We start from the raw sequence: 21,152 nt of genomic DNA on the forward strand, positions 1-21,152 counted from the left end.
TCGACAGTCGCTGGCCGTCACGACTTCTGAGCCTACGGCAGCTTTTGCCTGTTCGGCGGGGTTCCCGGGCCAGGGCCGGGCAGGGCCGAGCCGGGCTGGGTCAGGACACCGACATCTGCCAGACGACCGCCGCCGCCAGCGCACCGATGCCGTTGAGCGACCAGTGCAGGGCGATCGGGGCAAGCAGGCTGCCGCTGCGCCGACGCAGCCAGGTGAACACGAATCCGGCCGCCGCCGTCGCGAGCACGGCGCCGACGATCCCGGCGACCTGCCCGAACACTCCCCCGCCCAGGAACCCGGTCAGGCCCTTGTTCCCGCTGGTCAAGCCAATCGACGACGCGATGTGCCAGAGCCCGAACAGCAGCGACCCGGCGGCGAATACCCCGCGGGCACCGGTGATCCGGTCGAGGGTGCCGTGCAGGACACCGCGGAATGCCAGCTCCTCGGGGATCACGGTCTGCAGGGGGATGACGATCATCGACGCGATCAACGCGCCCGAGATGGTGGCGTAGCGGTCGGCCATGAAGAACGGCCGGGTCAGCGGAAGCAGCACGCCGATCCCCACCACCGCGAGCACCAACCCGACGGCGCCGAGCGCGTACAGCGAGCCCTTTCGCCAGTGCCGCGGCGAGAGCCCCAGCTCCGCCCAGCCGAGCCCGCGCCGCCTGGTCAACGCGACCAGGACGACCGCCGCGATCGGCACGCTTGCGATGCTGGCCCACGCGTTGGTGAAGTGCGCGATCAGGTTCGTGCCGACCAGGACCAGGACCACCACGGCCACGTCGAGGTAGGCGTGAAATGCGTGCCGCTCGGCCGACGGAGCCGGCGCGTCCGCGACTGCCACACCGGCGGCGGGGAGGGCTGCGACTCCCGAAGCGGGCAGGGCAGCGACTCCCGAGGCGGGGAGAGCTGGGCCGAGTTCCCGAAACTGCATTGGACCCAGTGTACGGATACGCCGTCCGGGGCCACCCGATCCGCGACCTCGGTGTCGGTGTCCTCCCCTACACTCGCGCCATGCCGACCGGGGTGGACCGCAGACGGATGCTGGCGTACCGCTGGCACGCCCAGCAACTCGACCGCGCTCCCGGGACCGCGGGTCCGACGGACTGCGACATCCTCGACCTCGGCGTCCAGAACACAGGCCCCGACGGCGCCGCCTGGGCGCTGAGACTGCGCGGCGCGGCCGGGCCGGGGCCCGACGAGCGCGGCAGGCTCGCCCTCGCGTGGACGCTGCGCGGAGCGCCGCACCTCTACCGTCGCGGCGACCTGCCCGCGGTCGCCGTCGCCACCGCACCGCTGTCCGAGACCGACGCCGGCAAACGCATCTTCGACGCCAACAAGCCGCTGAAGGCGGCCGGCATCCCCGCGCTCGACGCCCTGCGCACCGTGGCCGGCCTGATGGACGAGATCGTCACCGAACCCACCGTCAAGGGCGCCATGTCCAGCGCCCTCACCGCCCGCGTCGAGGCCCCTTACCTACGGTTCTGCCGGCCCTGCGACGCCACCCACGTGTACGAGATGCCGTTCCGGCTGGCCGCCCTGCAGGCCGGGCTCGAGCTGCGGCCCGGCACCTCCCCGCCGGTGCTCGAGAAGATCCCCGGCTGGCGGCAGGCCGCCTTCGCCGCGTCGGGCGCCGAGGCGGACCCACGGTTGGACGTCGTCCGCGGCTACCTGCGGTTCTACGGCCCGGCCAACCCCGCGCAGGTCGCGGCCTTCCTCGACGCCCCGGTCCGGGACGTCAGGGCGCACTGGCCCGAGGACGCCGTCGACGTGCTCGTCGACGGCCAACCCCGCTCGATGCTCGCCGCGGACCTGGACGCGCTGCTGGCACCGCCGGACGACGACTCGGTCCGGTTGCTCGGCCCCTTCGACCCGTACCTGCAACTCAAGGACCGCGAGACGCTGGTGCCGGACCCCGACCACCGCAAGTCGCTGTGGCCCACGCTGGGCCGGCCGGGCGCGATCGCCCGCGGCGGCGAACTGGTCGGGCTGTGGCGGCCGCGGGCGTCGGGCCGCAAGCTCACCGTGGCGATCACCCCGTGGGGCCGGCTCTCCGCGGCGGTCCGCGCCGGCGTCCGCGAGCAGGCCGAGGCGCTGGCCGAGCATCGTGGCGTCGCGGCGGCCGGGGTGACCGAGGAGGCCTGACCGGGGCCGTCGAGCAGGGCCGATCGGCGCACCATTAGCCTGGACGAGCACTTCGTACCCCCTTGCTCAGGAGAGATGATGGCCGACTTCCTCTACGAGGACCTGCTCCCGATCGGTGAAGACACCACCGAGTACCGGCTGCTCACCACCGAGGGGGTGTCCACCGTCGAGGGACCCGACGGCCGCACCTTCCTGCAGGTCGAGCCCGAGGCGCTGCGGCTGCTCACCGAGACCGCGCTGCACGACATCTCGCACTACCTGCGCACCGACCACCTGACGCAGCTGGCCAGCATCCTCGACGACCCCGAGGCGTCGAACAACGACAAGTTCGTCGCGTTGGACCTGCTCAAGAACGCAAACATCGCCGCGGCCGGCGTGCTGCCGATGTGCCAGGACACCGGCACCGCGATCGTGATGGGCAAGCGCGGGCAGCAGGTGCTCACCCCCGGTGACGACGAGGAGTCGATCGCCCGCGGCGTGTACGACGCCTTCACCCGGCTGAACCTGCGGTACTCGCAGAACGCCCCCATCACCATGTGGGACGAGAAGAACACCGGCAACAACCTGCCCGCGCAGATCGAGCTGTACGCGGACACGGCCAAGGGCCACGAGAACGCCTACAAGTTCCTGTTCATGGCCAAGGGCGGTGGCAGCGCCAACAAGTCCTACCTGTTCCAGGAGACGAAGGCGATCCTGAACCCGGACTCGATGATGCAGTTCCTCGAGGCCAAGATCCGCGCGCTCGGCACCGCGGCCTRCCCGCCGTACCACCTCGCGATCGTCGTCGGCGGCACGTCCGCCGAGTTCGCGCTCAAGACGGCCAAGTACGCGTCCGCGCACTACCTCGACGAGCTGCCCACCGAGGGCGCGATCACCGGCCGCGGCTTCCGCGACCACGAGCTGGAGAAGCAGGTCTTCGAGCTCACCCAGAAGATCGGCATCGGCGCGCAGTTCGGCGGCAAGTACTTCTGCCACGACGTCCGCGTCGTGCGTCTCCCCCGCCACGGCGCGTCGCTGCCCGTCGCGATCGCCGTGTCCTGCTCGGCGGACCGTCAGGCCAAGGCGAAGATCACCCCCGAGGGCGTCTTCCTCGAGCAGCTCGAGTTCAACCCGGGCCGGTTCCTGCCCGAGGTCACCGACAGCCAGCTCGATGCCGACACCGACGGCATCTCGGGCACCGGCAAGGGCGCCGCGGTCAAGATCGACCTCACCCGCCCGATGCCGGAGATCCTGGCCGAGCTGTCCAAGCACCCGGTCAAGACCCGCCTGTCGCTGACCGGCCCGCTGGTCGTCGCGCGCGACATCGCGCACGCGAAGATCAAGGAGCGTCTGGACGCCGGCGAGGAGATGCCGCAGTACCTCAAGGACCACCCGGTGTACTACGCCGGTCCGGCCAAGACCCCCGAGGGCCTGGCGTCCGGTTCCTTCGGACCCACCACAGCCGGCCGCATGGACTCGTACGTCGAGCAGTTCCAGGCCGCGGGTGGCTCGATGATCATGCTGGCCAAGGGAAATCGGTCCAAGCAGGTCACCGACGCATGCAACACGCACGGCGGCTTCTACCTCGGTTCCATCGGCGGACCGGCCGCGCGCCTGGCCCTGGACTGCATCAAGAACGTCGAGATCGTCGAGTACGAAGAGCTCGGCATGGAGGCGGTCTGGAAGATCGACGTCGAGGACTTCCCCGCGTTCATCGTCGTCGACGACAAGGGCAACGACTTCTTCGCGCACACCGGCGAGGTCACCGTGACGATCGGCAAGCGCCCCGGCCTCTAGAACAACACGAAACCGGCCCGACGGGAATCCTTCCGTCGGGCCGGTTTCGTTGTGGGGCACGAAAATTCACCGGAGCCGAGTCCACCGAGCGGAGCATCCTTCCGCGCCACCGGCGTTGGCCGTCAGGCAGCGCTGTGCGTCCCGACCCGGTGACTCGTCTGAATGTCGGCCAGGATGTTCACACGCCGCTGCAAGTAGCGCGGAGTCGACCCAACCAGATCGCCGACCACAGCCACGCAACGACGGGAGAGACGCGAACGGTGGAGCCGACAGAAGCGTGAGCCTGATTCAGCCGCTGTGCGCACCGACAACTGTGAGCAGATGGGTTGCGGGCTGACGTCCGAACGACCCGTCTGTCGGATGTTCGGACGAATCCGGTCAGACCTCTTCCAGCGCCTGCCCGCGACGTTCCGGCAGCGCCGTCGTCGCGACCGCGGCGATCGCGAAGGACACCGCGAACACCCCGAACACCAACGGATTTCCGCCTCCCGTCAGCAGCCACGGCACCATCAGCGGCGCGATGATCGACGCGATCCGGCCGAATGCCGCCGCCGCCCCGGTCCCCGAGCCCCGCGCCGTCGTCGGGTAGAGCTCGGGACCGATCGCGTACAACGCGCCCCAGGCGCCAAGGTTGAAGAACGACAACGCCATTCCCGCCGCCACGATCTGCGTCGGGGTGTCCGCCAGCCCGAACGCGCCCGCCGACACCGCCGAGCCGACCAGGAACAGCGCCAGGGTGCCGCGCCGCCCCCACGCCTCGATCAGCCAGGCCGCGACCGCATAACCGGGCAGCTGGGCGAGGGTGATCACGAGCGTGTACTGGAACGACTTCACCAGGTCGAAACCCTGCTCGACCAGCAGGCTGGGCAGCCAGATGAAGGCACCGTAGTAGGACAGGTTGATGCAGAACCAGACGGTCCACAGCGCCCCCGTGCGCCTGCGCAGCCGGGGCGACCAGAGAGACTCGGCGGCGCCGTCGACGCGGGCCTCGGCCGATGCCCGGGGCACCGGCTCGGGCTTGGGGTCGGGGTCGAGCTCGGGCGTCCGGACAGCCCACCCGATCGGGGGCGACTCCTCGAAGGACCGGACCGCGGCCTCCGCCTCGGCGTGGCGGCCGCGCCGTTCGAGGAAGCGGACCGACTCGGGCAGGCCGAGCCGGACCACCACGGCGTACGCGGTGGGCACCACCCCCACCGCCAGCGCCCACCGCCAGCCGTCGTCGCCGAGCGGCACCACGTAGTAGCCGATCAGGGCGGCCAGGATCCAGCCGACCGCCCAGAACGCCTCCAGCGCCACCACCATCCGGCCACGCAGGCTGCGCGGGGCGTACTCGCTGACCAGGGTCGACGCGACGGGCAACTCGGCGCCGAGGCCGAGGCCGACCACGAAGCGCAGCACCATCAGCACCGCCACCGAACCCGCCAGCGCGGTGGCGCCGGTCGCGACGCCGTAGATCAGCAGGGTCGCGGCGAACACCTGCCGCCGGCCGATCCTGTCCGCGAGCAGCCCGCCGACGCTGGCCCCGACGGCCATACCGACGAAGCCGATCGAGCCGATCCAGGACAGCTGGGTCCTGCTCAGCTCCCAGTGCACGGCCAGCGCGGCCATCACGAACGAGATCAGCCCGACGTCCATCGCGTCGAGCGCCCAGCCGACGCCGGACCCGAGCAGCAGCCGGCCGTGCCTACGGGTGAACGGAAGCGCGTCGAGGCGCTCGGTGCGGGTCCGGGTTTCCGGACTCACCGCGTCCGCTAGGTCCAGAGCGCCGCGACCAGGACGGTCACCACGGACAGGCCACCGACCGCGTGCACGAGATTCGGGTTGGGCTGGCCCTTCTTCTGCCGGGCCCGGGTGATCTCCGCGAGGGCGAGGATCACCAGCGAGAGCACCAGCTTGACGGCGATCTTGGCGTGGATGTAGTTCTTGTCCAACGCGCCCTCGCCGAGGCCGACGATGATCAGCCCGGTCACGAACTGGGCGCGGGCGCCCCACACCATCACCTCGGAGACCCGGGGCGCGTTCAGCACGGCAAAGTAGCCACCGACCAGCGCCGCCATACCGAGCAGGTGGCACACGACGAAGATGTTGTACACGACAGTCATGCCCGCACCCTATCGGGTGGACGAGATCCGCCCTCCCCGATCTGGTGCGATCGGGAAGGGCGGATGTTCGTGTCGGCGGGTGGGTTTCGGCCACCCGGTCCGACTACACGGTGCCGGCGAGCCGGTTCGCGAGCAGCGTGGTGAAGCGGGCCGGGTCGTCGAGCTCCCCGCCCTCGGCGAGCAGCGCCATGCCGTAGACGAGCTCGGCGGTGTCCGCCAGGCCCGGGTCCTCGGCACGGTCGGCGTGCGCCGCGCGCATCGCGGTCACCAGCGGGTGCGTCGGGTTCAGCTCGAGGATGCGCCGTGACGGCGGGACCGGCTGTCCGGACGCCCGGTACATCCGCTCGAGGGTCGGCGACATGCTGAAGGCGTCGCCGACCAGGCAGGCCGGGGAGGAGGTCAGCCGGCTGGACAGGCGCACCTTCGTGACCTGCTCACCGAGGGACTCCGTCATCCAGTCGAGCAGTCCGGCGAAGTCCTTCTCCTGCGCCTCACGCTCGGACTCGTTGGCCTTCTTGTCGTCCTCGCTGTCGAGATCGACCTCGCCCTTGGCGATCGACTGGAACGTCTTGCCCTCGAACTCCGGGACAGACCCGACCCACATCTCGTCGACGGGGTCGGTGAGCAGCAGCACCTCGAGCCCCTTCGCGCGGAACGCCTCCATGTGCGGGGAGCTCTCGAGCAGCTGCCGCGACTCGCCGGTCGCGTAGTAGATCTGCTCCTGGCCGTCCTTCATCCGCGTGACGTACTCGGCGAGGGAGGTCGACTCCTCCTCGCTGTGGGTCGAAGCGAACGACGAGATCTCCAGCAGCGCATCGCGATTGTCGGTGTCGGAGAGCAGGCCTTCCTTGACCGCGCGGCCGAACTCCGCCCAGAAGGTGCGGTACTCGTCGGGGCGCTGCGCCTTCATGTCCTTGACGGTGGCGAGCACCTTCTTGGTGAGCCGGCGACGGATCGCGCGGATCTGCCGGTCCTGCTGCAGGATCTCGCGGGAGACGTTCAGGGACAGGTCCTGCGCGTCCACCACGCCCTTGACGAACCGCAGGTACTCCGGCATCAGCTGGTCGCAGTCGTCCATGATGAACACGCGCTTGACGTAGAGCTGCACGCCGGTCCGGCCGTCGCGGTTGAACAGGTCGAACGGCGCGTGCGACGGAATGAACAGCAGCGCCTGGTACTCGAAGGTGCCCTCCGCCTTCATCGGGATGATCTCCAGCGGCTCGTCCCAGGCGTGGGCGATGTGCCGGTAGAACTCCTTGTACTCGTCGTCGGAGACCTCGTCGCGCGAGCGCGCCCACAGCGCCTTCATCGAGTTGATCGTCTCGGCCTCGACCGTGACCTGCTCGGCCTCGCCGTCCTCGGTCGCCGGTGTGCGCCGCTCGACGTCCATCCGGATCGGCCAGGCGATGAAGTCGGAGTAGCGCTTGACGAGTTCCCGGATCTTCCGCTCCGACGTGTAGTCGTGCAGGTGGTCCTCGGTGTCCTCGGGCTTGAGGTGCAGCGTCACGGCGCTGCCCTGCGGCGCGTCCTCGACCGTCTCGATCGTGTAGGTGCCCTCGCCGGTGGACTCCCAGCGCGTCGCCTGGCTCTCGCCGGCCCGGCGCGTCAGCAGGGTGACCTTGTCCGCGACCATGAACGTCGAGTAGAAGCCGATGCCGAACTGACCGATCAGCTCCTCCGAGGCCGCGGCGTCCTTCGCCTCGCGCAGCTTGCGGCGCAGCTCCCCGGTGCCGGAGCGGGCCAGCGTGCCGATCAGGTCCACCACCTCGTCCCGGGACATGCCGATGCCGTTGTCCCGGATGGTGAGGGTGCGCGCCTGCTGGTCCACCTCGATCTCGATGTGCAGGTCCGACGTGTCCACGTCGAGATCCTTGTCACGGAAGGCCTCGAGCCGCAGCTTGTCCAACGCGTCCGAGGCGTTGGAGACCAACTCCCGCAGGAAGGAGTCCTTGTTCGAGTAGACCGAGTGGATCATCAGGTCCAGCAGCTGGCGGGTCTCCGCCTGGAACTCCAGCTGCTCGCGTTCTCCGGTGTGCACGTTCAATCCGATTCCCTTCGACAGCAGAACCTCTGCGCCAGATTTGTCGACGGAATGATACGCCGCACCTCACGGCCGTTCGGGTGGTCCCCGAACACGGGCGAGGCCCGGAGGAGCGATTGCTCCGCCGGGCCTCTTCCGTGGGATTCGGCGGCTTGCTACGGACCGACAGCCCACAGGGTTGCCAGGTGGGTGGCCGCGTCGGCCCCGAGGAAGGGAAGAAGTGCGTCGAAAATGATCGTGGACATCTGTTGACTCCGTTCGAAGACTCGTCGAGTCGTCACGTGCTGGCCGGAAACCCGCGTACTGGTAGCAGGGTATCGGCGGTGGGGCCGCTCCGCCACCGATTCCTTCAACCCGCCACCGGCTCCTAGAAGACGAAGGGAATCAGCCGCTTGGTCCGTCGCATGTACTCCCGGTACGGATCGCCGAGGCCCTCCGCGAGCACCCGCTCCTCGTACGGGATCCGGACGGCGTAACCGAGCACCAGGCCACCCACCGCCAGCGGGGACAGCCAGTTCGTGTACGCGATCGTGAACCCGAATGCGCAGATCAGCGCGCCGGTGTACGACGGGTGCCGGATCCGGCGGTAGAGCCCGGTGTCGACCACCCGCTGCCCCGCCGTGGTCTGCACCCCGAAGGTGAACGACGCGCCCAGCTCGTGCACGGCGCGCAGTCGCAGCCCCTGTCCGGCGACCGCGATCGTCAGGCCGGCGACGAACAACCAGCCGGCGCCCGTCGTGATCACCGTGGCGGGCACCAGCAGGCTGACCGCGAGGCCACCCAGGTACGCCACCAGCAACCCCAGACCGACCGCCAGCCCGCTGCCCCGGTCACGGCTCTCGGGCGCGCGATGGCGACGGCCGATCCAGATCTCCGAGGACACCAGGGCCACCCCGGCCAGGGCGAGCACCGCGCCCGCCGCCGGGTGCGAGGCGAAGTACGGCTCCGCCGACGTCATCGCCGGAACCGCACAACTGCGGGACGAGCGTCGCCGCACCTCATGCCCCTAGACGATAGGTTCTCCGCGCCGGTTCGGCGCCGACACTGCGTCGCGCACCTCGTCGACCGCCTGGTGGAGCAGTCGCTCGTACTCGTCGACGTCGTCGAGGACGGCGGGGCTGGTGGCGACGCCGATGGTGACGGTGTCACCGATGCCGTGCACCCCGTGGGTCAGGCCCATGAACTGCGAGAGCGCCGGGAAGCCGGAGGTGAACCGGACGGCGCCGCCACCGAGGCGCAGGTCCGCGGGGCCGCGGTCGACGCTCGAGACCACGGTGTCGCCGGTGACGGCGTCGGGGACGGCCGTGAAGTCGAACTGCTCGACGCCCCACCGCACCAGCGGTCCGGGGACCCCGCGCAGCGCACGGTCGGCAGCCGCGGCGGCCGGGTGCTCGCCCCGCACCCGTGCTCGTGCCAGCGACGCGGCGATCGCGGCGGCGCGCTCCCGCAGGTCCGCAGTCTCCGGGTGCAGGTCCACCGCGACATTGCGGAAGTGGTTGCGGGCCAAGGCTGCGCCGGGCTTGGCCACGGTCACCTCGGCGACCAGCCCGTCCGCCCTCCCCCGCGCCTGCAGGTAGCGGGTGAGCGCCAGCGAAATTGCGGTCATCGCACCCACCGTCACGGTGACGCCGTCGCCCCGCAGGTCCGCGGCGTTGCGGACCACCGTCCGGATCTGCCGCCGTTCGTCGGGCCGGGCGTTCGTGAGGCCCTTGGGACGGCTCGGCGGCGACGGCGGGATGCTGCCGTCCGCGGTGCCGCGCTCCAGGTCCTGGTGGGTGCGGTGCGCCCGCGGCGCGGCCGCGGCCAGTTCGGCCAGTTGCATCGGCAGCCGGGCCACCGCCCGCACCAGCGCCGACGCCGGTCGCCACGGCTCGGGCCGGGCACCGGACCCGGTGGGGTGCGGGCCGAACAGTTCGCGGGCCAGCCCCGAGGCACCTCGGCCGTCCGCCAGTGCGTGTGCCACCTGCAGCACCGCCACCGCGGCCGCCCCGCCGCCCCCTGGCGCGCCCTCGGCGACTCCGAAAAGGTGCAGCCGCCAGGGTGTTTCACGTGGGTCGAGCCGGCCGGTGAGCAACTCCTCGACCGCCGACCGGCATCCCGCCCAGTCCGTCACGGTCTCGTGCAGCATCACCTGGCTGCCGTCGATCTCCCCCGGCACCCAGTACGGGTAGTCCGCGTGGAACGGCACCTCGCGGACGCGCAGTCGCAGGTCCGCGACGGCGCCTGCCCGTGCGAGCAGCTCGATCCGGACCGCGTCCAGGCCGCGCTCTGGGGCGTCGAAGCAGTACAGCAGGAACTGGTCGGTGGGAATCTTCCGCGAGATCCAATAGGTCTGGGCGTCAGGGGGACTCATCCGCGGCACCGCCGGAAGATATCACCGACCGCCGACGCCGGCGCGGCCGCCGTGGCAGGCTCTGGCGGGACCCGGCACCCGCCAGGCGAGGGAGGTTCAGTCGATGCGATTCCCGTGGCGCTTGCCGGCGGCAGGCGCGGTGACCGTGCTGCTCGCGACGGGCCTCGGTGTCGCCGCTCCCGGCACCGCCTGCGCATGCTCATGTGCGTCATTCGCCACGCCGGAGGAGGCGGTGAGCCACGCCTCGGGGGTGTTCGTGGCCCGTGCCACCGACGTGGCATCCGGCGGGTTCACCGACACGTACCAGTTCGCGGTCTCGGAGGTGTTCAAAGGCGACGTCGGGCCGACGACCACGGTCGGCACCCTGTCGGACGGCAACGGCTGCGGAACCGGTTTCGAGGTCGGCCGGGAGTACCTGCTGTTCGTGTCCCGGCCGTACGACGTGAGCGCGGCCTGGGAGGCGTACTCCTGCGGGCCGTACACCGGGACCTCGTTCGACGTGCGGGCGGCGACCGAGCGGGTCTACGGCGCGGCCCGTGCGCCGTCGGCGGACGGGCCGGTCCACCGGATCACCCCGTGGACGCGGATGACCGCCGCCGTCCCGCTGCCGTTGCTGGCAGTGGGCGCGGCGGCGGCCGTCGGGCTGTCCTGGTGGGTCGTCTCGGCGATTCGCAGGCGGCGCCGGGCCACCGACTGACGGCTACTTGCCGGTCAGCGCGCCTCGGCCACCGCCGCGAGCTGCGCCAGCCCCTTCTCGAAGTCCTTGCCCCTTCTCCGTGCGGGGACTCGGCCCCTGGTTGGTCTCCGGATGCCTCGACGGTCAGCCGGCGGCATCCTCCTTCAGCGTGTGCGCGACGAGGGCGTTCGCGTGTCCGTGGCCCATCCCGTGTTCGGCCTTCAGCCACGCGACGAGTTCCATGTGCCCACTCAGCTCCGAGGCACGGATCATCGACTTCCACTCACTGATCGGCCGGCCGTACTTCTTCTCGATCGACGGGAAGTAGGAGGCCGGACCCTGCACTGGCTCAGTCATGTTCGCCGACGCTACCGCCCGGGTCCGACATGCGCCCACTATCGGCGGGCGCCCGGAGCCCCCGTGTGCCACGCCGAATTGCCAGGGTCCTCTCAGTCGCTCCTGTCCGGATTCTTACCCGCGACGAGCAGCATGGCCTCATGAAGCAGGTAACCGTCCTCGCCGTCGGCGGCACCGGGGAGTCCCACCCGGACGACCGCCGCACCGAGGTGACGGGCCTGCTGCGCGAGGTCACCGCCGCGCTGGACGCTCGCTTCGACTCGCGGTGGGTCGGCTACCCGGCGTCGTACGGCCCGGTCGCGGCGGGCGGGCTGAGTTTCCGGCGCAGCACCGAGGTCGGCGTCCGGCAGGTGCTCGACGCACTCGAGGGCGCCGACGGGCCGGTCATGCTGATCGGGTACTCGCAGGGCTGCAGCGTCGTCCGCGAGGTGCTGGGACACATGGCGGACGGTCGCGTCCGCTGCGATGTCGTCGCCGCGGGCCTGATCTCCGATCCGCAACAGCCCGAGGGCGCGGTGCCGGGGTGTCGCGGCCGCGGTGTCGCCGGGGCGGGACCTGCCGTACCGGAATCGGTTCCGGTCCTGTGGATCGGACACCCGGAGGACATGATCTGCAACGCCAGCGACGACAGCCTCGTCCGCGACATCGCCGACCTCACCCGCTGGATGTCGTTGCGGGACCTGCGCACCTGGCTCGCGAAGACATGGGAACTGATCCGTCGCAACAGCTTCCAGAACGCCACCAAGACCCGCGTGAGCGTCCGGCAGTGGCGCACCGACCTGCGGCGCCTGCGCACCGCGATGCTCGAGGTGCTGGGCTACCTACCCCCGCGCCTGACCTGGCGCGGCATCCAGGTGGCCAACCCACGGGGCGGTCGGCACGTCGCGTACGCCACCGAGCCGCTGGACGCGAGAGGACTGTCCGGATGCGAGGTGCTGGCGCAGTGGATCCAGGTCCAGGCCACGTTCGGACGGCGCCCGACCGGCCGGGCATCGCTCCGCGCTGCTTGAGCGCGGCGGGCCGGGGCAACAAAAAACGCCCCCGTAGCTCATCCCGAGTGTGTGAACACCGGGAGCGACGGAGGCGTCTTTGCATTCCCCTACCAAAGAGCCTGCAACCTCACTGTAGCCGATCCGGCCCGGGCCGCCGACGGCGGTCGGCACGCACCATCTCCACCAAAAGCCCTGAGTGCCATGAACGGATGAATCCGTACCGCTTGACGCACGGGCCGCCCGATCAGCTGGTAGGGATGCGGTGACCTGAAACGAAGGAACGCCGTTGTACCGCCCACCAGCACCGCCACCGGAACCCGCCCCGCGCACCAAACGCGCCCGCAGCCTCCTCCCCTGGATCGCGGGCGCAGTGGGTGTGGCTGCGGCTGTCGGGTTCTTCGCACCCGACGCGCCCGCCCCGTCGTCTACGACGACAGCCTCGACGACGGCGCAGACCACGGCCCCGACGACGACCCGGCGGGCGGACAAGCCGCTCCCCACACCGACGGAAAGGCCCCTCGCCGCACCGGCCGCGACCGGAAGCGCCGACACCTCCGGCTCCGCGACCGGCGCACTCGCCACCCTCGGCACCCTGCCGGTCAAGGGTCGCGCCCCGAAGACCGGTTACGACCGCGCCCTGTTCGGGCAGGCCTGGTCCGACGACGTGACCGTCGACGGCGGCCACAACGGCTGCGACACCCGTAACGACATCCTGCGACGCGACCTGACCGCGGTCGCGCTCAAACCCGGCTCCAACGGCTGCACCGTCCTGTCCGGCACCCTCGCCGACGCCTACACCGGTGCCACCGTCGACTTCACCCGCGGCCAGGACACGTCGCGGGCAGTGGAGATCGATCACGTGGTGGCTCTGTCGGATTCGTGGCAGAAGGGTGCGCAGCAACTCGACGAGCCGACGCGCCGCAACTTCGCGAACGACCCCCGGAACCTGCAGGCGGTCGACGGCCCGACCAACCAGCGCAAGAGCGACGGCGACGCCGCCACCTGGCTGCCACCGAACAAGGCGTACCGCTGCACGTACGTCGCCCGACAGGTCGAGGTGAAGGCCGCGTACGGCCTGTGGGTCACCGAGGCCGAGCGAGACGCGATCGCACGGGTGCTCGGCGACTGCGGCGCGGCACCGGCCCGGGTGGTGCCGGCGGCCGCCGACGACGAGCAGTCCGACGACAGGGACCGTGTGGTGGCGCCGGTACCGCGGACGGCACCCGAGCCGGTGCGAGAGCAGGTCCCCGCTCCCCCGGTGCCCGCACCGCGCCAACAAGCGCCTGCACCCGCCCCGCCCGCTGTCGCGCCCGCGCCCGTCCCGTTGGTCGCCCCGCCGGAGCCGGCACCCCGCGCGTCGGTGTCGTACGCCAACTGCAGCGCGGTCCGCGCCGCGGGCGCGGCTCCGATCCACGCCGGCGATCCCGGCTACAGCAGCAAGCTCGACCGGGACGGCGACGGGATTGCCTGCGAGTAGACCCGAACTCGCCGCGGCGGACCCGCCACCCGTGATAGAACACGTTCTAATTGTGTGCGGCGGATCACCGCGCGGCGCACGACCACGACCGCACGCCACCGAAGGATCTCGATGCACTGGTACACCGGGAACACCGCCTACGACACCGTCCTGACGATCGCATTCGCGTTCGCCGCATTCGTCATCGTCGGCGGTCTCTTCGCGCAGAGTTCGTACGGCCGATTCTCTTCGACCACACTGGGATTCAATCTCAACCCGAAGCTGGGCTGGTGGTTGATGGAGATCCCCGCGACGGTGGTCTTCGCGGTCTTCTACCTCTCGGGACCGAACCGTTTCGAACCCACGTCGCTGGTGCTTGCCGCGATCTGGCTGCTGCACTACGCCAACCGCGGTTGGTTCTTCCCGCTGTCCATCCGGCAGGTTCCCGGCAAACGCAGCACGTTCAACGTGTCGGTCATCGTCATGGGCATGCTGGTGACCTGCATGCACGGCTACCTCAACGGCGCCTTCTTCAGCCACGACTACCTCGGCCAGTACGGGACCGAGTGGCTCACGGACCCGCGCTTCCTGATCGGCGTCGTGATCTACCTCGGCGGGTTCGTCCTGCTGGTGAACTCTGAGTCCATCGTGCGCAACCTGCGCGACAAGGCGAACCCGGGTGCCACCGAGTACAAGGTTCCCTACGGCGGCGGGTTCCGGTTCGTCACCAGCCCCGCCTATCTCGGCGAGCTGATCGCGTGGGCCGGCTTCGCACTGCTGACCTGGTCGCTGGCGGGAGTCGTCATCTTCCTGATCACCGCGGGCAACCTGATCCCCCGAGCCGTCGCCACCCACAAGTGGTACCGGGAGAAGTTCGCCGACTACCCGGACGACCGGAAGGCGCTCGTGCCGTACCTGGTCTGAGATGACGGGTGAGGTCCACCGCATTTCGCCGGAGACGAGCAGTAGGTCGGATTCGCGCACCCGGCGGACACCCTCATCGCGAATCCGACCCACCACGATCGTGACAGCCCGTCGCCGACGGGCTGAATGAACAACCGGCCTAGGCCAGGAAGCGGGCCAGCGTCTCTGCAATGCAGACCGGCTTGGCCGCGCCCTCGCATTCGACAGTCACCTTCAGCAGGACCTGGACTCCCCCGGGCACCTCGTCCACGGCGGTCAGCTTCCCGTGAGCCCGGACCCGCGCGCCGGCGGGGACGGGCGCGGGGAAGCGCACCCGGTCGAGTCCGTAGTTCACGGCCGCCGTCACGTTCTCGACGCGGATGATGTCCTCCAGGAACCGGGACAGCAGCGAAAGCGTCAGGTACCCGTGGCCGATCGTGCCGCCGAAGGGGCCCTCGGCCGCCCGCACCGGATCGGTGTGGATCCACTGCCGGTCCTCGGTGCATTCGGCGAAGGTGTCGATCCGATCCTGCGTCACGCTGACCCAGTCACTGGTTCCGAGATCGGTGCCGGCTGCCGTTCGCAGTTCGTCGAGGGAGCCGAAGGTGGTCCCCCCCGTGATGGTCCGCCCCGTCTTGGTCATCTCCGTCACCCTCCCCTCCGTCATATGGAGACTCCACCGTCCACGGGAAGCACGACGCCGGTGATGTACCCGGCCTCGATCGAGGCGAGGAACGCCACGGCGGCGGCCATCTCACGCGGGTCGGCGAACCGGCCCATCGGGACCTGCGAGTTCAACTCGGCCCTCTTGTCGTCCGGGATGGAGGCGATCATGCGGGTCTCGGCGTTCGGGGAGATCGCGTTGACGGTGACGCCGAATCGGGCGAGTTCCTTGGCCGCGGTCTTGGTGAAACCGATGATTCCGGCCTTGGCCATCGCGTAGTTGGACTGACCGGGGTTGCCGCGCAGACCTGTGTACGAGGTGACGTTGACGATGCGGCCGTACCCGCGGTCACGGAAGTGCGGCACGCACGCCCGGGTGAACCGGAAGGTTCCGCCGGCGTGGACGGCCATCACCTGCTCGTAGTCGTCGTCGCTGAGCTTCCAGAGCACCCGGTCGCGGAGAATGCCGGCGTTGTTGACGAGCACGTCGATCCGGCCGGTCTCGCCGACCACCTTGTCGACAACCGCCTGAACCGACGCGCTGTCGCTGACGTCGGCCACCGCCGAGCGGCACCCCACGTCCGCCACGGCCTCCACCAGGGCGTCACCGTCGAAGTCGACGAGGTACACCACGGCACCGGCCTCGTGGAAGAAGCGACCCAGTTCCAAGCCGATGCCGCGCGCGCCACCGGTCACGATCACGGACTGCCCCGCGAAGTCGAAGGACAGGCTCGATACGCTCTGCCGCTGTTCCACAATGGTTTCCGTCATGATCAGTTCAGCCTTTCGAAGATGATTGCCATGCCCTGGCCGCCGCCGATGCACATGGTCTCGAGACCGAACTGCCGGTCCCGTTCCTGGAGCGAGTGCAACAGGGTGGTTGTGATCCGGGCGCCGGTGGCCCCGAACGGGTGCCCGAGCGCGATCCCGCCGCCGTTGACGTTGAGCTTGTCGATGTCGATGCCGAGCTCGTGGTAGGAGGGGATCACCTGCGCGGCGAACGCCTCGTTGATCTCGACGAGGTCGATGTCGGAGATCGACAGACCGGCCTTCGCCAGGGCCCGCCGCGACGCCTCGACCGGTCCGAGACCCATGATCTCCGGCGACAGCCCGCTGACCGCAGTGGAGACGACCCGCGCCAGCGGGGTCAGTCCCAGCTCGGCGGCGCGGCGGTCGCTCATGACGACCAGTGCGGCGGCGCCGTCGTTGAGGGGGCACGCGTTGCCGGCCGTGACGGTGCCGGACTCGCGGAACACCGTCCGCAGCGTCGACAGCTTCTCGACGGTGGTCCCGGCGCGGGGTCCGTCGTCGGCCCGCACGACGGTCCCGTCCGGCAACACGACCGGCGTGATCTCCCGGTCGAAGAACCCGTCCGCGATCGCCTTCTCGGCCAACTGCTGTGAGCGCGCGGCGAACTCGTCCTGCTCGGCCCGGCTGATCCCGCGCAGCGTCGCGACGTTCTCCGCCGTCTGCCCCATCGAGACGTAGATGTCGGGAAGTGCACCCTCGGCCCGCGGATCGGTCCAGGCCTGGTTGGTCGCGGCGAGCTCCGCCGTCCGTGCCTGAGCCTGCGCGAAGAACGGATTCTGGAACTGCTCCTCGCCGACGCCCACGCCGTACCGCGAGACGCACTCGACACCGGCCGAGACGAAAACGTCACCGTCACCGGCCTTGATCGCGTTCACCGCCATCCGCGTGGTCTGCACGCTCGACGCACATGCGCGGTTCACCGTGGCGCCGGGGACAGCGTCCATGCCCAGCTGAACCGCGACACGCCTGGCGATGTTCTCGCTGTGCTCGCCGCTGTGCTCCCAACCACCCAGGTACAGGTCCTCGACAGAGTTCGGGTCGAGCGCCGGCACCAGGTCCAACGCCGCCCGAACCATCTGCGCTGCAAGATCGTCCGGCCGCATCCCGGTCAACGACCCCTTGCCCGCTCGGCCGATCGGCGAGCGCGCGGTCGCGACGATGACTGCTTCGGTCATGATTCGTAACTCCCGTTCCGCCGACAGCAGCCGGCACAGGTCACAGCGCCATCGCGCGTGATGACTTCCTTCGGTCCTTCATGGACCAGGTCGAACCGGTCCCCGCCCGCCGCCTCGGCGTTCGTCCGATCGAGCGGGCGGTGACTCCAGTTCTGTTTACTTCAAACCTTTTTCGCCGGCGAGACCGTCGATCCACTGGGAGAGCGCGGCGCGGGTGGCTTCGACATCTCGGTGGTGCACCGCGCGGAGGCCGAACTGCGAGGCCGCCTCGGTGTTGACGTCCGCATCGTCGACGAATGCAACCTTCTCGCTCGGCAACTCGAGCAGGTTCAGCACATGCTCGAAGGCGTCCCGGTCGGGCTTACGCATCCCGATCTCCCCCGAGATGACCACCGGGGAGAACAGGGCGTCGATCTGTGCGCGGGGGTAGGTGTTTCCCCAGCTGTTGGACAGCAGGGCCACGCGGACACCGAGCGCTCTCAGGTCGGCGACGAGTGCGAACATCTCGGCGTCGAGTCGCATCTCGGCGAACATCCCGGCGAGCAACCCGGCGGACTCGACGGGTCCGTCGTCACGGGAGCGGAGTTCCGCCGCCAGCAACGAGTCGAACTCGGGGATGCTGATGTGACCCTTCTCCAAGCGGTGAATCGGGGTGCCGTCGGGGGCATCGCGGGACATCCACGACTTCAGCACCCGCGAGAACGAGTCGGGATCGATCCGATCCCGGTCCATCCATGCGCGAAGGGAGTCGCCCACCGGCGTGGTCAGGACTCCGCCGTAGTCGAACACGACGGCTTCGACGGACCCCGTGTCCGGCCGGGTCAACGAGCCGGCGGCCTGCGAGTCCATACCTACTCGGCCCCGCCGACGAGCGTGAGTCCGCCGTCGACCACCATCGTCTGCCCGGTGATCCACGACGCGTCGTGGGACAGCAGGAAGGCGACGGCGCCGGCGATGTCGCTCGGGTCGCCGAGTCGCTTGAGCGGGTACACGGCGCTCACYGCGTCCTCCCGCCCCTCGTACAGGGCGGAGGCGAACTTCGTCTTGACCACGGCCGGAGCGACCGCGTTGACCCGGATGCCGGGTCCGTTCTCCACCGCGAGCTGCGAAGTGAGGTGCGTGAGCAACGCCTTCGTGGCTCCGTAGAAGCCGATGCCCGGCGACGTCTGCAGGCCGGCCACCGAGGTGACGTTGACGACGGATCCGCCGTGTTCACCCATCCAGGCGCTGTGCGCCTTCTGGATCCACGACAGCGTCGCCAGGCAGTTCACTTCCACGATCTTGCGGGCGGCCGCCAGGTCGAGGTCCATCAACGTCCCGTACACGGGGTTGATTCCGGTGTTGTTGACCAGGAAATCGAGGCTCCCGAAGTTGTCGACGGCGCGCTGCACCGCCTCGCTCTGGTGATCGGCGTCGTCGCTGCTGCCGGCAACCGCGATGGCGTTCTGCGGACCGCCCAGCGCCGTGACCGCATCCCCGAGAGATTCCGGATTACGGGCGGTGACAACAACTTTCGCGCCCTCGTCCACCAGGCGCTGGGCAATTCCCAAGCCGATGCCCCGGCTCGCGCCGGTGACGATGGCAACCCGGCCCTCCAGTCGCTTACTCAATGCCTACTCCTTGATGGTCTGAAGGTCGCCCTACTGGACTGACTGCGGCACCCGCCGCTTCCCTCCTCCTCGAGCGGAGGAGGATCGCCGCCCTCCTGGTCGACAAGGTCCGACGACCAGGAGGGCGCGGCGTCGAACTCAGGGTTCGACGATCTGCTTTCCGAAGTTCCCGCCACTCAGCATGCTGATGAATGCCTTGGGCGCGTTCTCGATTCCCACAGCGACGTCTTCCTTGTACTTGATCTTGCCCTCGGCGAGCCAGCCACCCAGCTCGGAGACTGCGGCCGGCCAGTACTCGCGGTGGTCGGCGATCACGAAGGAGTACACGTTGACGCGGTGCATCAGCAGGTGCCGCAGCCCCTTGACCCCGTAGGGCTCGGTGGCGTTGTACTGACTGATGTTGCCGCACAGTGCGATACGTCCGTGATCCGCCATCCGACCGAGAACCGCATCGAAGACCGGGCCGCCGACGTTCTCGAACAGGACGTCGACGTAGTCGGGCGTCGCCGCTTCGAGGTCCTTCTCGAAGGTCTCCGACTTGTAGTCGACGCACACGTCGAAGCCGAGCTCCTCGACGACGTACCGGCACTTCTCCGGTCCGCCGGCGATACCGACGACACGGCACCCCTTCAGCTTGGCGATCTGGCCGACCACGCCGCCGACCGCGCCGGAGGCGGCGGTCACGACGACGGTCTCGCCGGCCTGCGGCTTGGCCAGTTCCAGCAGACCGTAGTGCGCGGTGGCACCGGTCATCCCGAGGACGCTGAGCGAGGCCGAGAGCGGGCCGTTGGCCGGGTCGATGATCCGGACAACGTCCTTTGTGACCAGACCGTGGGTCCGCCAGCCCAGCGAGCACACGACGGTGGAGCCCACCGGCAACTCGGGATCCTTGCTCTCGATCACCTCGGCGACCGTCGTTCCGGGCATCACGTCGCCCGGGTTCAAGTGCGGCACGTAGGAGCGGATCGGATCCATCATGGGCCGCATGTAGGGGTCCAGGGACAGGTACAGCACCTTGACCAGCGCCTGACCATCGGCCGGGACGGGCAGGGCCGAGGACTCGACGAGGAAGTCGTCGACGGTGAGGTCTCCGGCGGGGTGCCGCCGCATCTTGACCTGAATGTTCTGGGTCATCGCGAGCCAGCTCCGTTCAGCAGCGCCTCGGCGTTGCGGTACATGTAGGCGTCCAGTGCGTTCTCGTCGATGTCGAGCGCGAGGGTCGCGTGCACCGACTCCTCGATCCCGGCGAACGAGTAGGCCGAGGCGTAGAGGAAGCGGCTGGGGAGCCAGTTCAGGCCCTGACGGAACGCGTCGCCGCCGGCTGCGAACATGTAGACGTCCGGGGAGATGAAGACGTTGTGCACGCCGGTCGCCTCGCTCTTGAACGCAAGGGCGATGGCCTCGTTGGCGTACGGGAAACAGCCGTGGCCGAGGATGACGGGCATGCTCGGGTGGCGGCGCGCGACGCGGTCGAAGCGAACCGGGTCGGTGTGGCTGATGTCGGGGCCGGCCAGCGGGCCGGACATGAACATCAGCGGCACGCCCAGGTCGGCGACCTTCTCGTAGATCGGGAACAGGCGCTCGTCGTCGGCGTACATCGCCTCACGGGCCAGGCCCGGCTCCATGCACACGCCGGCCAGGCCGTGCTCCTTCACCGCTACGTCGAGGCCGGCGACGATCTCGTCGACCGACTTGTCGAAGTCGATGCCCGCCAGACCGATGACCCGGTTCTCGGTGCGCGTGGTCAGCTCGGCCAGGTCCGCGTCCTCGATGTGCACGGGCACGGGGCGGTTGACCGAGTGCCGGCCGTTCATCACGCCCAGGCGCACGCCCGCGGAGTCCATCTCGGCGAGCATGGCGCGCAGCGCGCGATCCTCGGCGTTGGGGAACGGGTCCGTGCTGATCGTGTAGGAGCGCGGGGTCGGCATGCCCAGGATCCGGTTCACGGCGCCCACGACCGTGGGGGTGAAGAACCCGCGGTACGGGCCCGTCGGGGGACGCAGACGGAAATCGATGATCTTGCCGTCGAGGCGGGCGAGACGCGCTGCAATCTGATCGCTCATGCCAAAGCTCCTGACTCAAAGTGTGCGGGG

Annotated in this window: 20 protein-coding genes; 6 read left to right on the forward strand and 14 right to left on the reverse strand. The window is 69.7% G+C overall.

Annotated features, from left to right (window positions below; genetic code table 11):
- Positions 1-100: 100 nt before the first annotated feature.
- Complete coding sequence (locus AC1DU4_RS11845; protein WP_477839998.1) at positions 101-934, reverse strand: lysostaphin resistance A-like protein; 834 nt, start codon at positions 932-934, stop codon at positions 101-103.
- 80 nt (positions 935-1,014) lie between these two features.
- Here AC1DU4_RS11845 and AC1DU4_RS11850 point away from each other — a divergent pair, with 80 nt between their 5' ends.
- Positions 1,015-2,145, forward strand: coding sequence for a DNA glycosylase AlkZ-like family protein (locus tag AC1DU4_RS11850; protein WP_477839999.1), 1,131 nt, complete (start codon positions 1,015-1,017; stop codon positions 2,143-2,145).
- A 78-nt stretch (positions 2,146-2,223) separates the two neighbouring features.
- Positions 2,224-3,921: a fumarate hydratase gene (locus AC1DU4_RS11855; RefSeq protein WP_477840001.1), complete on the forward strand. Its 1,698-nt coding sequence runs from the start codon at positions 2,224-2,226 to the stop codon at positions 3,919-3,921.
- A gap of 378 nt (positions 3,922-4,299) precedes the next feature.
- Here AC1DU4_RS11855 and AC1DU4_RS11860 read toward each other — a convergent pair whose 3' ends face one another.
- From AC1DU4_RS11860 to AC1DU4_RS11880, 5 genes are all read right to left on the reverse strand, one after another.
- A complete protein-coding gene (locus tag AC1DU4_RS11860; protein WP_477840003.1) occupies positions 4,300-5,664 on the reverse strand; it encodes an MFS transporter in 1,365 nt (454 codons plus the stop codon).
- An 8-nt stretch (positions 5,665-5,672) separates the two neighbouring features.
- Positions 5,673-6,023 (reverse strand): hypothetical protein, encoded by a 351-nt coding sequence (locus AC1DU4_RS11865; RefSeq protein ID WP_477840005.1) that lies wholly within the window; start codon positions 6,021-6,023, stop codon positions 5,673-5,675.
- Between the two features lie 103 nt (positions 6,024-6,126).
- On the reverse strand, positions 6,127-8,061 hold the full coding sequence (htpG, locus tag AC1DU4_RS11870; protein ID WP_255312567.1) for a molecular chaperone HtpG: 1,935 nt from the start codon (positions 8,059-8,061) through the stop codon (positions 6,127-6,129).
- Positions 8,062-8,431: 370 nt separating this feature from the next.
- On the reverse strand, positions 8,432-9,022 hold the full coding sequence (locus tag AC1DU4_RS11875) for a methyltransferase family protein (protein ID WP_477840007.1): 591 nt from the start codon (positions 9,020-9,022) through the stop codon (positions 8,432-8,434).
- A 48-nt stretch (positions 9,023-9,070) separates the two neighbouring features.
- On the reverse strand, positions 9,071-10,417 hold the full coding sequence (locus AC1DU4_RS11880) for a wax ester/triacylglycerol synthase domain-containing protein (protein WP_477840008.1): 1,347 nt from the start codon (positions 10,415-10,417) through the stop codon (positions 9,071-9,073).
- A gap of 103 nt (positions 10,418-10,520) precedes the next feature.
- On the opposite strand from AC1DU4_RS11880, the gene AC1DU4_RS11885 reads away from it, so the two are divergent.
- Positions 10,521-11,114 (forward strand): hypothetical protein, encoded by a 594-nt coding sequence (locus AC1DU4_RS11885; protein WP_477840010.1) that lies wholly within the window; start codon positions 10,521-10,523, stop codon positions 11,112-11,114.
- A gap of 123 nt (positions 11,115-11,237) precedes the next feature.
- Here AC1DU4_RS11885 and AC1DU4_RS11890 read toward each other — a convergent pair whose 3' ends face one another.
- Complete coding sequence (locus tag AC1DU4_RS11890) at positions 11,238-11,450, reverse strand: DUF4287 domain-containing protein (RefSeq protein WP_072847269.1); 213 nt, start codon at positions 11,448-11,450, stop codon at positions 11,238-11,240.
- A 140-nt stretch (positions 11,451-11,590) separates the two neighbouring features.
- Here AC1DU4_RS11890 and AC1DU4_RS11895 point away from each other — a divergent pair, with 140 nt between their 5' ends.
- From AC1DU4_RS11895 to AC1DU4_RS11905, 3 genes are all read left to right on the forward strand, one after another.
- Positions 11,591-12,460 (forward strand): alpha/beta hydrolase family protein, encoded by an 870-nt coding sequence (locus tag AC1DU4_RS11895; RefSeq protein ID WP_477840012.1) that lies wholly within the window; start codon positions 11,591-11,593, stop codon positions 12,458-12,460.
- Between the two features lie 352 nt (positions 12,461-12,812).
- The gene (locus AC1DU4_RS11900) at positions 12,813-13,919 is read left to right on the forward strand and encodes a GmrSD restriction endonuclease domain-containing protein (protein ID WP_477840014.1); all 1,107 of its coding nucleotides are present in this window, start codon (positions 12,813-12,815) and stop codon (positions 13,917-13,919) included.
- A 111-nt stretch (positions 13,920-14,030) separates the two neighbouring features.
- Positions 14,031-14,822, forward strand: coding sequence for a phosphatidylethanolamine N-methyltransferase family domain-containing protein (locus AC1DU4_RS11905; RefSeq protein WP_477840016.1), 792 nt, complete (start codon positions 14,031-14,033; stop codon positions 14,820-14,822).
- 139 nt (positions 14,823-14,961) lie between these two features.
- Here AC1DU4_RS11905 and AC1DU4_RS11910 read toward each other — a convergent pair whose 3' ends face one another.
- The 7 genes from AC1DU4_RS11910 to AC1DU4_RS11940 all read right to left on the reverse strand — a co-directional run bounded on the left by AC1DU4_RS11910 (position 14,962) and on the right by AC1DU4_RS11940 (position 21,122).
- Positions 14,962-15,444, reverse strand: coding sequence for a MaoC family dehydratase (locus AC1DU4_RS11910; RefSeq protein ID WP_477840082.1), 483 nt, complete (start codon positions 15,442-15,444; stop codon positions 14,962-14,964).
- 20 nt (positions 15,445-15,464) lie between these two features.
- On the reverse strand, positions 15,465-16,235 hold the full coding sequence (locus AC1DU4_RS11915; RefSeq protein ID WP_477840018.1) for an SDR family NAD(P)-dependent oxidoreductase: 771 nt from the start codon (positions 16,233-16,235) through the stop codon (positions 15,465-15,467).
- Positions 16,236-16,237: 2 nt separating this feature from the next.
- Positions 16,238-17,449, reverse strand: a complete 1,212-nt coding sequence (locus AC1DU4_RS11920) for an acetyl-CoA C-acetyltransferase (RefSeq protein WP_477840021.1) — start codon at positions 17,447-17,449, stop codon at positions 16,238-16,240.
- Between the two features lie 156 nt (positions 17,450-17,605).
- Positions 17,606-18,298: an HAD family hydrolase gene (locus AC1DU4_RS11925; protein WP_477840023.1), complete on the reverse strand. Its 693-nt coding sequence runs from the start codon at positions 18,296-18,298 to the stop codon at positions 17,606-17,608.
- A gap of 2 nt (positions 18,299-18,300) precedes the next feature.
- Complete coding sequence (locus AC1DU4_RS11930; RefSeq protein ID WP_477840025.1) at positions 18,301-19,059, reverse strand: SDR family oxidoreductase; 759 nt, start codon at positions 19,057-19,059, stop codon at positions 18,301-18,303.
- Between the two features lie 138 nt (positions 19,060-19,197).
- Complete coding sequence (locus AC1DU4_RS11935) at positions 19,198-20,193, reverse strand: NADP-dependent oxidoreductase (RefSeq protein WP_477840027.1); 996 nt, start codon at positions 20,191-20,193, stop codon at positions 19,198-19,200.
- Positions 20,190-21,122 (reverse strand): amidohydrolase family protein, encoded by a 933-nt coding sequence (locus tag AC1DU4_RS11940; protein ID WP_477840029.1) that lies wholly within the window; start codon positions 21,120-21,122, stop codon positions 20,190-20,192. The genes AC1DU4_RS11935 and AC1DU4_RS11940 overlap by 4 nt, the downstream gene beginning before the upstream one ends.
- Positions 21,123-21,152 lie beyond the last annotated feature (30 nt).

Source organism: Rhodococcus sp. P4_F5, assembly GCF_056401315.1.

What these genes read in the sequence shown, in the direction of transcription:
- AC1DU4_RS11845 (WP_477839998.1), bottom strand. Translation starts at nt 934, where the DNA reads ATGCAGTTTCGGGAACTCGGCCCAGCTCTCCCCGCCTCGGGAGTCGCT.
- AC1DU4_RS11850 (WP_477839999.1), top strand. Translation starts at nt 1,015, where the DNA reads ATGCCGACCGGGGTGGACCGCAGACGGATGCTGGCGTACCGCTGGCAC.
- AC1DU4_RS11865 (WP_477840005.1), bottom strand. Translation starts at nt 6,023, where the DNA reads ATGACTGTCGTGTACAACATCTTCGTCGTGTGCCACCTGCTCGGTATG.
- AC1DU4_RS11875 (WP_477840007.1), bottom strand. Translation starts at nt 9,022, where the DNA reads ATGACGTCGGCGGAGCCGTACTTCGCCTCGCACCCGGCGGCGGGCGCG.
- AC1DU4_RS11880 (WP_477840008.1), bottom strand. Translation starts at nt 10,417, where the DNA reads ATGAGTCCCCCTGACGCCCAGACCTATTGGATCTCGCGGAAGATTCCC.
- AC1DU4_RS11885 (WP_477840010.1), top strand. Translation starts at nt 10,521, where the DNA reads ATGCGATTCCCGTGGCGCTTGCCGGCGGCAGGCGCGGTGACCGTGCTG.
- AC1DU4_RS11890 (WP_072847269.1), bottom strand. Translation starts at nt 11,450, where the DNA reads ATGACTGAGCCAGTGCAGGGTCCGGCCTCCTACTTCCCGTCGATCGAG.
- AC1DU4_RS11895 (WP_477840012.1), top strand. Translation starts at nt 11,591, where the DNA reads ATGAAGCAGGTAACCGTCCTCGCCGTCGGCGGCACCGGGGAGTCCCAC.
- AC1DU4_RS11905 (WP_477840016.1), top strand. Translation starts at nt 14,031, where the DNA reads ATGCACTGGTACACCGGGAACACCGCCTACGACACCGTCCTGACGATC.
- AC1DU4_RS11910 (WP_477840082.1), bottom strand. Translation starts at nt 15,444, where the DNA reads ATGACCAAGACGGGGCGGACCATCACGGGGGGGACCACCTTCGGCTCC.
- AC1DU4_RS11915 (WP_477840018.1), bottom strand. Translation starts at nt 16,235, where the DNA reads ATGACGGAAACCATTGTGGAACAGCGGCAGAGCGTATCGAGCCTGTCC.
- AC1DU4_RS11920 (WP_477840021.1), bottom strand. Translation starts at nt 17,449, where the DNA reads ATGACCGAAGCAGTCATCGTCGCGACCGCGCGCTCGCCGATCGGCCGA.
- AC1DU4_RS11925 (WP_477840023.1), bottom strand. Translation starts at nt 18,298, where the DNA reads ATGGACTCGCAGGCCGCCGGCTCGTTGACCCGGCCGGACACGGGGTCC.
- AC1DU4_RS11935 (WP_477840027.1), bottom strand. Translation starts at nt 20,193, where the DNA reads ATGACCCAGAACATTCAGGTCAAGATGCGGCGGCACCCCGCCGGAGAC.
- AC1DU4_RS11940 (WP_477840029.1), bottom strand. Translation starts at nt 21,122, where the DNA reads ATGAGCGATCAGATTGCAGCGCGTCTCGCCCGCCTCGACGGCAAGATC.